Here is a 14,252-nt window from a genome sequence, read left to right as displayed (position 1 = left end):
CCGTCGGATGCCCAAGGAAATCCTGATGCCGTCCCTTTCAGCCGGGATGGAGGAAGGCACGCTGGCGCGCTGGCTGAAGGCCGAGGGCGATGCCGTCGCGGCCGGCGAGATCATCGCCGAGATCGAAACGGACAAGGCGACCATGGAAATGGAAGCCGCCGAGGCCGGGATCCTCGGACGGCTGCTCGTCCCCGCCGGAACGAATGGCGTGCCCGTGAATGCGCCGATCGCCATTCTCCTCCAGCCCGGAGAATCGCTCGCCGAAGCGCCGGCGCCCACGCCCGCCGCGCCGCCGGCTCAGCCGGCTGCCTCAGAGGCCCCGAAGCCTGCAGTCGCGACCCAGGCGGCCGACGAACTGCCGCCGCGGCATCTCGCCTCGCCGCTGGCCCGGCGCCTCGCCGCCGAAAGTGACATCGACCTCGCCGCGCTCACCGGCAGCGGCCCGCGCGGCCGGATCGTGCGGATCGATGTCGAGCGCGCGCGCGCCGCCGCGTCGGCGGCTTCACCAGCGCCCGCGGCCGAGCCGCGCCCGGCACCGGTCCCGGAGGCTCCCGCCCAGAGGGTCACGCGGCTGCCGCACAGCGCCATGCGCCGGGTCATCGCCAGACGGCTGCTCGAATCGAAGCAGACTGTCCCGCATTTCTATCTGAGCGTCGAATGCGAGATCGACCGTCTCCTGGCGCTCCGCGCCGACCTCAACGCGGTCGCGGCGGATGACTACAAGCTCTCGGTCAACGACCTCGTCATCAAGGCGGCCGCGAAAGCGCTCCGCATCGTGCCGGAGGCGAATGCGATGTGGACGGAGGATGCGATCCTCCGTTTCGACGATGTCGATGTCGCCGTCGCCGTCGCGACGGATGGCGGGCTGATCACGCCGGTGCTACGCCGGGCCGACGAGAAAAGCCTCGGCACGCTTTCCAACGAGATCAAGGAACTGGCCGGACGCGCCCGCGCCAACAAGCTGAAGCCCGAGGAATATCAGGGTGGCGGCTTCACCGTCTCCAATCTCGGCATGTATGGCGTCGTGTCCTTCGCGGCGATCATCAATCCGCCGCAGAGCTGCATCCTCGCGGTCGGCGCGGGCAAGCGCCGGGCCGTCGTGCGCGAGGACGACACGATCGTCGCGGCGACCGTCATGAATTGCACGCTCTCCGTCGACCATCGCTCGGTCGATGGCGCGATCGGCGCCCGCTACCTCTCCGCTTTCAAGGATCTGATCGAGCAGCCGCTTCGCCTGCTCGCTTAAGGGAGCTTCAGCATGGATCTCATCGACCCGGACCTTTTGCGCGACCGTTGCCTGATCGACGGCATCTGGACCGGGGAGCCGAAGCTCGCGGTGACCGATCCGGCGAGCGGTGAGATCATCGCGCATGTGCCGCAGCTCGGCGCTGCGGAGACGCGCGAGGCGATCGCCGCCGCGGAGCGAGCTCTGCCGGCCTGGCGGGCGCGGACGGCCAAGGAGCGGGCGACGGCGCTGCGCCGCTGGTTCGATGCGATCGTCGTGGCGACCGAAGACCTCGCCATGATCATGACGCGCGAGCAGGGCAAGCCGCTGGCCGAGGCACGCGGCGAGGTCGCCTATGCGGCGGCCTATGTCGAATGGTTCGCGGAAGAGGCGAAGCGCGTCTATGGCGAGATCATCCCGAGCCATCGCGCCGACAGCCGCCTGCTGGTCATCCGCCAGCCGGTCGGCGTCTGCGCCGCCATCACGCCGTGGAACTTCCCGGCGGCGATGATCACCCGCAAGGCCGCCGCAGCCTTGGCGGCCGGCTGTACCATGGTCGTCAAGCCGGCCTCGCAGACGCCGCTGACGGCGCTGGCGCTGGCCCGTCTCGCCGAACGCGCCGGCATCCCCGCCGGCGTGATCAATGTCGTCACGGGCAGCGCCCGCGAGATCGGCGGCGAGCTGACCGCGAACCCGGTCGTCCGCAAGCTCTCCTTCACCGGCTCGACCGAAATCGGCAAGCTGCTGATGGGGCAGAGCGCCGCCACGCTGAAGAAGCTCTCGATGGAGCTTGGCGGCAATGCGCCCTTCATCGTGTTCGACGATGCGGACCTCGATGCGGCGGTGGAAGGGGCGATCACCTCGAAATATCGCAACACCGGCCAGACCTGCGTTTGCGTCAACCGCATCCTGGTTCAGGATGGCGTCTATGACGAGTTCGCCCGCCGCCTCGCGGTCGCGGTGGCGCGGCTGCAGGTCGGGCCAGGCACGGAGCCAGGCGTGACGCAGGGCCCGCTGATCGACAATGCGGCGCTCGCCAAGGTCGAGGAGCACATCGCCGACGCCGTGCAGAATGGCGCCGAAATTGTCTCGGGCGGTCAACGACATAGCCTCGGCGGCACCTTCTTCGAGCCGACCGTGCTCACCGGCTGCACGCCTGAGATGGCGCTGGCGCGCGAGGAGACCTTCGGGCCGGTGGCGGCTCTGTTCCGCTTCGCCGACGAGGCCGAGGCGATCCGGCTCGCGAACGACACCGAATTCGGCCTCGCCGGCTATTTCTACAGCCGCGACATCGGCCGGATCTGGCGCGTCGCCGAGGCGATGGAGTGCGGGATGATCGGCATCAATACCGGCCTGATCTCGACCGAGGTCGCGCCTTTCGGCGGCATCAAGGAATCCGGCTTCGGCCGCGAGGGATCCCGCCACGGCATCGAAGACTACAGCGAAATCAAATATCTCTGCATGGCCGGCCTTTAGGCGAGCCAGCGCCTTCGAGGGAGGAAGCCTTGTCCAGCTATGTTCTGATCACCGGCGCCAATGGCGAGATCGGCCGCGCCGTGGCGCGCGCCTTCGCCGCGGAGGGCGCGACGCTCGCGCTCACCGATCTCAATCCGGCGGCGCTCGAGAGCTTCGCCGCCGAGCTGCCGACGGAGGCGCATGTTTTTCGCCATGACGTCGCCAATGGCGAAGAGACGGCGGAACTCGCGCGCCAGCTCACAGAGCGCTTCGGCGCGCTCGACACCGTCATCACCTCGGCCGGCCTCTATGAGCACCTGCCTTTCGCGACGCTGAAGCCGGGCGACTGGGCGCGCGGCATCGCGATCAATCTCGACGGGGTCTATCTGACGCTGCAGGCCGTGCTGCCGCTGATCCGCGATGGCGGCAGCATCATCAACATCGCCTCGATGGCCGGCCATCGCGGCAGCGCCGACCATGCACCCTATGCCTCGGCCAAGGGCGGCGTGCTGGCGCTGACGCGCAGCCTCGCGCAGGAGCTGGGGCCGCGGATCCGGGTCAATGCGATCTCGCCGGGCCTGATCGATACGCGGATGATGCAGAGCCTTGCGCCCGACCGGGTCCAGAAGGCGATCGAGGGGCTGCCGCTGCGCCGGCTCGGCCGGGTCGAGGAAGTGGCATCGGTCGCCGTCTTCCTGGCAGGCCCCGGCGCCTCCTATATCAGCGGCGAGGCCATCCAGGTGAATGGCGGCCTCTATATGGCGTGAGGCCGCCGCTTCCCTTGCAACAGTCGGCGGCCGTCAATGGACGGCCGCATACATGATCTTCTCTTCGGTCGCCCGGCCCGGCGTGAACTCCTCGACCACGCGGCCCATGCGGTAGACCAGGATGCGATCCGACAGAACCATGATCTCCGGCAGATAGGACGAGATCACCATCACGGCGAGGCCGCTATCGGCGAGGTCCTGGATGACCTTGTGGATCTCGGCGATCGCGCCGACATCGACGCCGCGCGTCGGCTCGTCGAAGATGACCAGCTTCGGCTTCTGCACCAGCGACTTGGCGATCACGACCTTCTGCTGGTTACCGCCCGAAAGCTCGACAATGCGGGCATTGGGGTTGATCGCGCGGATCTGCAGGAGCTTCGACCATTCGGCCGTCACCTCGCGCGCCTCGCCCTGCGTCACCACGCTGCTCGACTGCAGGCCGGAGGCGATGAGGCCCATCTGGATGTTCTCGGCGATCGACATGGTCTCGAAGAAGCCTTCGGCCTTGCGATCCTCCGTCACATAGACGATGCCGTCGCGCATGGCCGGTCGCGGCTCGCGATAGCGCACCGAGCGCTCGCCGAAGCGCAGTTCGCCGCCATGGAAGATGTTGCGCTTGATGACACCGGCGATGATCTTCGCCGTCTCGGTGCGGCCCGAGCCGATCAGCCCGAACAGACCCGTCACCTGGCCCGCATAGATCGAGAACGAGGTGTTGCGGACCATCGAGCCCATGGAAAGGTTCTCGACGCTGAGGACCTTGGGGCCCGGCGGACGCGCATCGGCGTCGCTGCGCTTGCGGCCATAAAGCTCGTTGGAGAGCGAGCGCCCGACCATGGCGCGGATGATGCCGTCGCGGTCGAACTTGGACGTCACGTCGGACGCGACCAGTTCGCCGTCGCGCAGGATCGTGATGCGATCGGAAATCGCCAGCGCCTCTTCCAGCGCATGGCTGATGAAGACGATCGAGACGCCGTCCTTGCGGAGGCGATCGACGAGGGAGAAGAAATAGTGCTTCTCCTCCGGCGTCAGCGTCGCGGTCGGCTCGTCGAAAATGATGACGCGCGATTTCTGCCGGACCGCGCGGGCGATCTCGACGAGTTGCTTCTGCGCCGCGCCGAGCGTCGAGACATTGGCCCAGGGATCGACGTTGAAGTTGAGCGACGACAGGAACTGCTGCGCCGCGATGTAGAGGCCGCGCAGCCGGTTGAAGAGCTTCTCGTCGCCGAGATAGAGGTTCTGCGCCACCGTCATCGAGGGCACCAGGCTGGTTTCCTGGAACACCATGGCGATGCCGTTATGCAGCGCCTCGGCCGGACGCTGGAAGCTGACGGGCTTGCCGTCGAGCAGGATCTGGCCCTGGCTCGGCTGCGTGACGCCCGCGATCATCTTGGTCAGCGTCGACTTGCCGGCGCCGTTCTCGCCCAGCAGCGCGTGGATCTCGCCCTTGTTCAGGGTGAAGTTGACGTTCCGCACCGCATAGACGCCGCGATAATCCTTGGAGACATCGCGCAATTCGATGAGTGGCGCCGTCATCATGCAACTTCCCTGCGATTGTCGTCCGCCGCGATCGAGAGCACGGCGCCTCCGCCTTTCGACGTCACGAGGACGCGGCCGCCGATCGCGAGGCTGCTGGTAATCCCGTGACGCGCCCCGTCGGCGCGGCTGTGAAAGCTCGCTTCCGGCAGGAACGCCTCGTTGAGGCGAACGAGGAGCCCGTAGGAGCGCGAGGGCGCCCATGGCTTCAGGACGCCGAGCTGTTTCACCGATCCGCCCTGCAGCGGCTCGAGGAAGCTCTTGCCCGAGGAGAGGGCCGGCGCCATCCAGTGGGCGGGATCGATTTCCTTGAGCATCTTCCGCCGGAAGGCCGGCTCGCGCAGCACGAATTCGATCAGTTGGCGGCGCGGCGCGAACAGCGAAAGCCAGAGCCCGCCCTCGCCGGCTTGGAGGCGCGAAGGATAGGCCGGGAGATTGTCGAGCAGGACCGTATGCCGGCCCTTGTCGTCGAGGGCGATCAGGCGATGGCGCCAGGCCTCGGAGACGACGAGACCGGCGCCCCTCCGAACCAGAAGGCCCGCCGGCCAGCCGAGCTTGTCGGCGATGCGCCGGGCAGCGCCGGTCGCAAGGTCGACCTGCCAGACGGAGCCGAGATGGTTGCGCTCCATCAGATCGCGCGCCCAATCCTCCGGCCGGTTCCGGCTGGAGCCGACGGCGAGGAAGAGCTTGTCCGGCCCGTCGAAGGCGATGGCCGTGATGCAGGCCGCATCCGCCTCGGACAAGCCGGAGAGCCGGCGGCCCTCATGCTGCCCGCCCCGGATGACCAGCCCCTTGCCGCTCAAGCCGATGGCGAGCGGGCCCTTGCCGTCGGCGGCCAGCGCACTGATCGGCGCATCGAAGCGACCCGCCGGCGTCGCGCCGTCCATGAGATCGAGGCGGAACAGCTCGGCGCCGCTGCTGAAGAAGCAGCGCTCGCCGTCGCGAACGAGATTGTCCGCGGCAGTTGCCGTCGCGACCAGTTCGGCCTGATCCAGCGCATCGTTCGGCAGCAGCGCACCGTCGAGCGGGGGCACCGTCACCGCCGCTTCGCCGGCGCCGAAGATCGAATCATAGGTTCGCTTGAGGAACGACATCAGGGCTGTCCCCAATAGGCGTGCTGGCTGGTCCAGGACGGATCCGCATCCGCCAGCTTGTGGCGGCCGATGCGGTTGTTGTTGATGCCGCCGAGATAGAGATAGCCCTTGTGCTCGCGCACCGAGGTGATCTGCGGATGCGAGGCGCCGCCGAGATCCCAGAGCGATTCCGTCACGGTCCCGTCGAGCGACACCTTGACCACGCAGCCGGTGTTCAGGTTCGGGTAGAGCCATTCATCCATGGCGACGCGCTGCGCCATGCGGCGGCGGAAGGACGGCACGGTGAGGCTCATGTCGAAGACGGGCGAGCGCATGCCGGCCAGCGCGACCCAGAAGCGTCCGTCGGATGCCCTGTTCAGATTGTCGGGATAGCCCGGGAGATCGGCGACGACGGTCTCGACCTTCCCCTTCTTCGGGCCAGCAAACCAGAACCGGCTGATCCGGCAGGCCCAGGTCTCTGCGAAGAGCAGCGATTCACCGTCGCCGACCATGCAGATGCCATTGGGGAAGATCCGGCCGGAGAGGACGGTGCGCGTCGACTTGGTGCGCGGATCATAGGCGATGATGCGGCCATTGCCGCGGCCCTCGAGCGCATCGACGGCCCAATCGGACACGCCATAGCGCACCGTCGCCTCGCTGAAGAAGACGCGGCCGTCAGGCGCGATGTCGAGATCATCGGCCATGCGGATGCGGGAATCGTCGATGATCGAGAAGAGGCTGCGGTTGGTCTCATCCGACAGGCGGACGATCTCGCGCTCGGGCGTGACCATGTAGACGCCCATGCCGGCAACGCAGGCGTGGAGATTGTCTTTCGCGTCGAAGGCGAGGCCGAGCGGGAAGCCGCCGAGATGCACGAAGACTTCGGACGTCCGGTAGTCCGGCGCCAGGAAGCGGACGATGTCACCCTGCCGGCCGCCGGTATAGAGATTGTCCTTGCTGTCGAAGATCATGTCTTCTGGGCCGTCCAGCTCGCCGAGGCCGATGGCCTCGACGCCGTGGAAGGCGTCGTTGACGGCATAGGGCGAAGCGGAGCCGGCTTCGGTCGCCGGACGCTGCGGCAGCTCGAAATAGGTCGGCGACACATAGACCCGCGACAGCAGCTTGTGGCGGTTCTTGAGCCAGCGGATATCGACCGCGACGGCGAGCAGCAGGAGCAGACCGAGCACCAGCGGCGTCGCGCCGCTCGGCATGTTGAGGCGGATCAGGCTGTTGGTGACGAGGAGCACGATCGCGGTGCCAAGCAGCGCCTTGAAGATCGAGCCGCGACCGCCGCCGAGGCTGACGCCGCCGAGAACGGCCGCCGTGAGCACGGTCACTTCAAGGCCGATGCCGGTGTCCGGACCGACGCTGCCGAGCCGCGCGGCATAGAACAGGCCGCCGATCGCGGCGAACATGCCGGAGATGACATAGGTGATGCAGATGGTGCGGCGGACCGCGATGCCGGCATTATAGGCCGAGCGGCGCGAGCCGCCGACCGCCAGGATGTGCCAGCCATAGCGCGAGCGGCTCAGTACCAGATGGGCGATGATGGCGACGGCGACGAGCAGGACGAAATTGAACGGCACGCCGAAGAGGTCGCCTTCGCCGAGGAACAGCCAGGCGTCGGAATCGCTCATCGTCATCGCCACCTTGCGGGCATAGGCGAGGATGAGCAGGTCGACGACGGCGCGCACGATGATCAGCGTCGCCAGCGTCGTCAGGAAGGCGCGGAGCCGCAGATAGCCGACGAGCAGGCCGTTGATCAGGCCGACAAAGGCCCCGATGGCGGCGACGGCGGGAATGGCGAGATAAAGCGGCCAGCCGAGATAGTTGATGAAGGCAAGCGCCGCGAAATTGGCAAGCGCGAAGACCGAGCCGACGGACAGATCGATGCCGCCGGCCAGCATGACGATGGCGAGCCCGATCGCGACGAAGGCGACCTCGCCCAATTGGCGGGCCAGATCGGCGAACCCGGCGATCGAGAGAAAGCCCGGGATCAGCGACTGGAACAGCACGACCACGATGATGAGGAAGAGGAACGGGATCGTGTTGTCGATCCAGTTCTTCGAGAGCACCTCGCCGAGCAGGTGATCCGGCACGAGCCGGTATCGCCATTTGGCAAAGGATTCAGAAACCGACATGTCGCGACGCCTCAAGATCTCGTGGTCACGAAAGGGCAGCTCCGCCGCGTGCCGGCGGAGCTGCCTCAGGCTCAGAACGGCGCGGCGGCGACGTCTTCCATGGTCCAGCAGGAATTCGCGCGCATGGTCTCGCGCGAGATGTCCTTGATCGGCGTGTAGATGCCGTAGGGCTGGGAACCGGGCGTGGCCTTGACCTGCAGCACCTGAGCGATGGCGTCGGTCAGATCGCGGGCCTGGCCGATCGCGTCATAGCTGACATAACCGTTGAAGGTGCCGTTCTCGATATTGTCGCAGGCCGGCTTCTGGCCACCGCCATTGGTGATCAGCTGGATGGCGCCGGTCTTGCCGGCCTCGCGGATCGCCGCGGCGACGCCGGCATCCATGACCTCCCAGAGGCCGACATAGGCGCAGAGGTCCGGGTTCTGCTTGATGACGGTCGAGGCCACCGCATGCGCCTTGGTCGCGTCCCAGTCAGCCGACTGGCTGGAGACCACCTTGATATCGGGATGCTGCGCCAGCGTATCCTCGATCGCCGTCATGGTGATGGCGTTGTTCGGATTGGTCGGCGTGCCCTGCATGATGGCGATCTTGCCGCTCTTGCCGGCGGCGGGGCTGCAGGCGTCGACGGCCATCTTCGCCTGATGCAGGCCGACCTCGTACCAGTTGACGCCGACATAGGCGTCGGTGGTCGCAACCGACTTCAGATTGATCTGGATGACCGGGATGCCTTCCTTCTGCGCGCGCTGCAGCAGCCGCGCATAGACCTGCATGTCCGGGTTATGGACGACGAGGAGGTCCGGCTTCTCCGTGATCAGCGTCGTCAGCGCCTGCGCGCCCGCGTCGCTGCTCCAGTTCGGATCGCGCACCGAGAAGTCGTAGCCGAGGCGCTTGCCCTGCGTCTCCATCGCCTTGGCCCAGACCTGCGGCAGGTCGAAGCTCATGGCGAGCGGCAGGAACACGACCTTCTTGCCCTTGAAGGTGTCGTAATAGGACGGGGCGAGCCCATCATCGAACTGCTCGGCCAGGGCCGTCGAGACGGACCCGAGCGCCAACAGGGCAGCCAATGTTCTTCCGATAAACGTCTTCATGATTTCCTCCTCCGAATTCAGGTGATCAGATGTCGCCCTGCTGAGCCGTCTGCTCGTCGCGTGGATTAGCCAGGCTGTCGACGATGATCGCGATGAGCAGAACCGTTCCCTTGACGATGTTCTGCATGGTGAAAGGCATATCGAGGATCGTCATTCCATTGAGCAGGATGCCGATCAGGATCGTGCCGACCAGGATGTTGCGGACGCCGCCCTTGCCGCCGCTCAGGCCGATACCGCCGAGGACGACAACGAGGATGACGTCGTAGACCATGGTCGACTGCGCCACGCGGATATTGACCGAGGCGAGCAGCGAGGCGGTTATGAGGCCGGCGCCGAAGGCGATGATCGACGAGATCAGATACTGGATGACGGTCATCGGCCGGACGGGAATGCCGGTGATGCGCGCCGCGGCGCGGTTGTCGCCGATCGCGTAGAAGTAGCGCCCCCATTTGGTGAAGCGCAGGAACAGATAGGCGAGGATCGCCAGGACCGAGAACCAGATCACGGGCAGCGGCACGCCGAGGAACGAGTTCGAGATCGACCGCAGCCAGATCGCATTGTCCGGCAGATAGATGACGTCGAGATCGACCAGCGCCAGGCGACCGAAGCCATAGATCACGGTCGACATGGCCAGCGTCGCGAAGATCGCGGGGATTTCGACATAGGCGACGAGCACGCCCATGATGATGCCGACGGCGGCGGCGAAGGCGAGCCCGAGGCCGATCGCCTCGCCCGTCCCGAAGCCGCGATTGATCAGCGCCACGGTCCAGGCGGTGGACAGCGCCATGGTCGCGACCATGGCGAGATCGATGCCGCGGCCGATGACGACGATGCCCATGCCGATGCCGAGAATGCCGAGGATCGCGACGTTCTGGACGAGGGAGAGCAGGTTCGACGTATCGAAAAAGCCCGGAAGCAAGACGGAAAAGCCGATGAAGAGCAGCAGCGCGATGAAGAACACGATGTTCTCCTGAGTGAGCTTGAACCCACCCCGGCGCTGCTCGGTTTGACTAGCCGACATTCACGACTCCCTTCACTCTCCCGCCTTCACGGAGAATGCACATTGGATGGCCCGGGCGACCGGCTATCTGTCCTGGATCAACGAGCGTCGGATCGACAGGACGGCGCTGGCGCCGACGGATCGCGACCACGGTTCCGATTGCATGTGCCCCTCCCAAGGCTCGTCGTGCCGCTAGGACGACGATCGGCGGCATCAGGCCCGCCGTGCTGTTGACGACTCTATGGCACTAATCAGCTTGCCTGACAAGCTACTAATGAGATTGCCGGCTTGCTCGTATCCCACGTTACGCTTAGTTACGTGCTATGGTGGTAGCGCCCCGGATTCTGGCGGAGCGATAGATGAGCGGTATGGACACGGCTAACCGGCGTTTGGCGCCTCCTCGCAGCTACGCTAACAAGATCGCGGATATTTTGCGCGCCGAGATCGACCGCGGCGTGTTCCGTCCCGGCGAGCGGCTTCCGACGGAGAGCTCGCTGTGCGCGACCTTCGGCGTCAGCCGCGCGGTGGTGCGCGAGGCGATCAGCGCGCTGAAGCAGGGCGGCGTCCTCGAGAGCTATCAGGGTCGCGGCATCTTCGTCTCCGGCCAGCCGCCGGAGGCGACGTTCCGCCTCGCCGAGGCGGATTTGAGCGACCGGGACGAACTGGACCGGGTGCTCGAATTTCTCCTCGCCCATGAATCCGCCGCCGCCGGCCTCGCCGCGGAACGGCGCTCGCCCGAGGAACTCGCGCGGATCAAGTCCGCACTCGACGCGATGGAGGATGCGATCCGCCGCAACGAGACCGGCATCGACGAAGACCTCCAGTTCCACGCCCAGATCTCGGCCGCGACGAACAACGAGTTCTTCATCTCCTTTGCCGCCTTCCTCGAGAACCGGGTTCGCCACCTGATCCGCGAGGCGCGCGCCAACAGTTCGCGCGCCGGCCTGACGGACCTCGTCCAGCAGGAGCATCGCGAGATCTACAAGGCGATTGCCGAGGGCAACAAGGATGCCGCGCGCCTGGCGGCGGAGCAGCATTTGCGCAACGCCGCGACGCGACTGCGCCAGCGCGGCTGAGCGGACGCCGAAAGCCAGAGCGGCGCTCATGGCGTCACCGCGCGATCGGAATCGGCCAACAGCATCACCTTGAGCGCCTGCCGGCTGGCCGCGATCTCGAAGCCTTCGAGCGTCGCCGCAAGCGGCAGGCGATGCGTGATCATCGCGCGCAGCGCCTCGCCATTTTCGGCGAGGATCGACAGCATCCGGGCGAAGGTCGCAGGCGAGGAATCATAGGCGGCGCGGAGCTGCTGCTTCAGCCGCACGAAGCGCGTCAGATCGAACTGCACGGGACGGGCATGGATGCCGGTCGCGACGAGGACGCCGCCCGGCCTCAGCCAGCCGAGCCCGGCTTCGATCGATTCCGGGACGCCGGTCGCCTCGAACACGATATCGGCCTCGCCGCCCAGCAGCGCGGTCACGTTGGCGTCTCCATCTTCGTCGAGATCGAGCGTACGCTCGAGGCCGAGGCGCCGGGCCGCGGCGAGCCTCGCCCCGTCGTCCTTGCCGATCAGCAGCACGCTGGTTGCGCCGGCGCGCCGCGCGAGCCAGGCGATGCCGACCCCGATCGGGCCGGCGCCCATGACGATGACCCGATCCCCCCACTGCACGGCAGCGACATCGACGGCATTGCCGGCGACACAGAGCGGCTCGATCAACGCGCCGAGTTCGGCATCGACGCCGTCCGGCAGGCGGAAGCAATTGGCGGCGGGCACCACGACCCGCTCGGCAAAGGCGCCGTCACGGTGGAAGCCGACAATGCTGCGATTGGCGCAGAATTGCGGCTGGCCGATCCGACAGGCCGAACAATGGCCGCAGACCACCACCGGCGCGACGACGACACGGTCGCCTGGCGCAAACCCGACAACGTCCTTGCCCGTGTCGACGACACGCCCGCTTACTTCATGGCCGAGCGTGCGCGGCAGATGCGTGGCCAGGAACTGATAGCCATCCGTCCATTCATAGGCATGGACGTCGCTGCCGCAGATGCCGACGGCCTCGACCGCAATGAGGATATCGTCGCCGGCCGCCACGACTGGGGCGGCGGCCTCCATCCGCGCCAGTCCGTAGGCCGCATCGGTCTTCTGGAACGCCAGCATGCGCATCGGCTCCGCGGGGCTCAGAACGGGCTGGCGAATTTGCCGGCATAGACGGTCACCGGCGGCTGTGCGCCGGAATCGGTGAGCACGTCGATGACCGCCGGCTTGCCGCTCGCCAGCGCCTCGGCCAGCACGCCGGCCAAGTCGGCGCCGTCCTCGACGCGGATGCCGCGGATGCCGCAGGCCTCGGCGATCTTGGCGTGGTCGACCGGGGCGAAATAGACTGCGTCGGTATGCTCGCCATAGAGCGCGTCCTCCGAATCCTTCTGGTAGCCAAGGATCTGGTTGTTGAGGACGATGGTCATGACGGGAAGGTCGAGACGCTTGAGCGTTTCGAGTTCCGACCAGACATGGCCGAAGCCGCCATCGCCGACGATGGTGATGACCGGCGCGCCGGGCCGCGCCAGGCTGGCGCCGATGGCGAGCGGCAGCCCCCAGCCGAGGCCGGCAAGACCGCGCGGGGTGATGAAGCGCGCACCAGCCTCCGCCGCGGTCAGGTAGTTCGCGGCCCAGATCGAGGAATAGCTCGCATCCGTGGTGACGATCGTCTCCGGCGTCAACGCGGCATCGATGACGGCCATGACGCGCTCCGGCCGGATCGGGACGGCGTCCTGCGTGCGGATGCGGGCGGTCAGCGACTCCCAGCCGGCGCGGGCAGCGGCGATCGTCGCCTCGATGGCCGGGCGGGCGGCGACGCGGCGCGACAGGTCGAGACCCGCCATCGCCTCACCGAGCGCGCGTATGCCGCGCCGCGCATCGCCGACGAGGCGCACGGCCTCATAGTTCCGGCCGATCTCCATCGGGTCGACATCGAGATGGATGAAGGTCGCCGCATTCGGATAGAGCGACCAGCTGTCGGTGCCGTTCTGGTTGGTCCGGTTGCCGATCAGCAGGACGACATCGGCCTCGTCGATCAGCGGACGGAGATCGCGGCTGCGGCCGCCCTCCCCCATGAAATAGCCGACAACGCCGAGCGAAAGCGGATGATGCTCCGAGACGGTGCCCTTGCCCATGACGGTGGTCGCCACCGGTAGGTGGAACGTCTCCTGCAGTCGGGCGAGTTCCGCGCTGGCATCCGAGCCGTGGACGCCGCCGCCGGCGATCACCAGCGGCGCCTTCGCCTCGGCGAGAAGCCGCGCCGCGGTCGCGATCGCCGCCGCATCGGGCGTCGGCCTATCGAGCGGCGCCATGCCGTACTGGCTCTTGCGCGGGACGAGCGGCGCGGGGCCGACCGTCTCGATCAGGAGATCCACGGGAACGATGAGCACTGCAGGACCCGGGCGGCCCGAGGTCGCCGCGACGAAGGCCATGTCGACATAGTCGTCGATGCGGCTCGCATCCTCGATCCGGCGGACCCATTTCGCGCAGGAATCGAACAGGCGGACATGGTCGAATTCCTGGAAGGCGTTCTTGTCGGTCTGCGAGCGCGCCACGTCCTGGACCAGCGCGACCATGGGAACCGAAGCCTTCAACGCCTCGGCGAGCGGCGGCACCAGAAGCGTCGCGGCGGGACCGTTCTGCGCAGTCACCACGCCGACCTTCCGCGTCACCCGCGCATAGCCGTCGGCCATGGTGCCGCCGGCATTTTCCGTCCGGTAGACGATCTGCCGGATGCCGACATGCGGCGCGGCGAGATGGAAGGCGCTCGGAATGCTCTGGCCGAAGACATGATCCACGCCGTGGCGCCTGAAGGCCTCGGCCAGCCGCATGGCAACGACGGTCTCGTCGATGCGCTTGCTCTTTGTCTCTCCGGCCATTCGATCCTCGTGTTATATGTTGTTTGTTATAACAAATAAGCTTGCACTCGAAGCC

Annotated in this window: 11 protein-coding genes; 4 read left to right on the top strand and 7 right to left on the bottom strand. The window is 66.9% G+C overall.

Features of this window, described 5'->3' with window-relative positions:
* Positions 1-7: 7 nt before the first annotated feature.
* The 3 genes from GGR25_RS14130 to GGR25_RS14120 are packed head-to-tail and all read left to right on the top strand — an operon-like array spanning position 8 to position 3,447.
* Positions 8-1,246 (top strand): pyruvate dehydrogenase complex dihydrolipoamide acetyltransferase, encoded by a 1,239-nt coding sequence (locus GGR25_RS14130; RefSeq protein ID WP_183399409.1) that lies wholly within the window; start codon positions 8-10, stop codon positions 1,244-1,246.
* Positions 1,247-1,258: 12 nt separating this feature from the next.
* A complete protein-coding gene (locus GGR25_RS14125) occupies positions 1,259-2,701 on the top strand; it encodes an NAD-dependent succinate-semialdehyde dehydrogenase (protein ID WP_183399408.1) in 1,443 nt (480 codons plus the stop codon).
* A gap of 29 nt (positions 2,702-2,730) precedes the next feature.
* Complete coding sequence (locus GGR25_RS14120) at positions 2,731-3,447, top strand: SDR family NAD(P)-dependent oxidoreductase (RefSeq protein ID WP_183399407.1); 717 nt, start codon at positions 2,731-2,733, stop codon at positions 3,445-3,447.
* Between the two features lie 33 nt (positions 3,448-3,480).
* Here GGR25_RS14120 and GGR25_RS14115 read toward each other — a convergent pair whose 3' ends face one another.
* The 5 genes from GGR25_RS14115 to GGR25_RS14095 all read right to left on the bottom strand — a co-directional run bounded on the left by GGR25_RS14115 (position 3,481) and on the right by GGR25_RS14095 (position 10,306).
* Positions 3,481-4,983 (bottom strand): sugar ABC transporter ATP-binding protein, encoded by a 1,503-nt coding sequence (locus tag GGR25_RS14115; protein WP_183399604.1) that lies wholly within the window; start codon positions 4,981-4,983, stop codon positions 3,481-3,483.
* On the bottom strand, positions 4,983-6,077 hold the full coding sequence (locus GGR25_RS14110) for a hypothetical protein (protein ID WP_183399406.1): 1,095 nt from the start codon (positions 6,075-6,077) through the stop codon (positions 4,983-4,985). Before GGR25_RS14110 ends, GGR25_RS14115 begins: the two co-directional genes overlap by 1 nt.
* A complete protein-coding gene (locus GGR25_RS14105; protein ID WP_183399405.1) occupies positions 6,077-8,197 on the bottom strand; it encodes an ABC transporter permease in 2,121 nt (706 codons plus the stop codon). Before GGR25_RS14105 ends, GGR25_RS14110 begins: the two co-directional genes overlap by 1 nt.
* A gap of 71 nt (positions 8,198-8,268) precedes the next feature.
* Entirely contained in the window at positions 8,269-9,285 is a 1,017-nt protein-coding gene (locus tag GGR25_RS14100) for a sugar ABC transporter substrate-binding protein (protein WP_183399404.1), read from the bottom strand.
* Between the two features lie 25 nt (positions 9,286-9,310).
* Positions 9,311-10,306 (bottom strand): ABC transporter permease, encoded by a 996-nt coding sequence (locus tag GGR25_RS14095; RefSeq protein ID WP_183399403.1) that lies wholly within the window; start codon positions 10,304-10,306, stop codon positions 9,311-9,313.
* A 338-nt stretch (positions 10,307-10,644) separates the two neighbouring features.
* On the opposite strand from GGR25_RS14095, the gene GGR25_RS14090 reads away from it, so the two are divergent.
* A complete protein-coding gene (locus GGR25_RS14090; protein ID WP_246409656.1) occupies positions 10,645-11,361 on the top strand; it encodes a FadR/GntR family transcriptional regulator in 717 nt (238 codons plus the stop codon).
* A 26-nt stretch (positions 11,362-11,387) separates the two neighbouring features.
* On the opposite strand, the gene GGR25_RS14085 is transcribed toward GGR25_RS14090, so the two are convergent.
* Entirely contained in the window at positions 11,388-12,440 is a 1,053-nt protein-coding gene (locus GGR25_RS14085; protein ID WP_183399401.1) for a zinc-dependent alcohol dehydrogenase, read from the bottom strand.
* A 20-nt stretch (positions 12,441-12,460) separates the two neighbouring features.
* Positions 12,461-14,197 carry an acetolactate synthase catalytic subunit gene (locus GGR25_RS14080; protein ID WP_183399400.1) on the bottom strand — a complete coding sequence of 579 codons (1,737 nt, stop codon included), beginning with the start codon at positions 14,195-14,197 and terminating at the stop codon, positions 12,461-12,463.
* Positions 14,198-14,252: the final 55 nt, after the last annotated feature.

Source organism: Kaistia hirudinis (assembly GCF_014196455.1).
Lineage (GTDB): Bacteria > Pseudomonadota > Alphaproteobacteria > Rhizobiales > Kaistiaceae > Kaistia > Kaistia hirudinis.
This window is presented reverse-complemented; position numbering and strand designations above follow the sequence as displayed.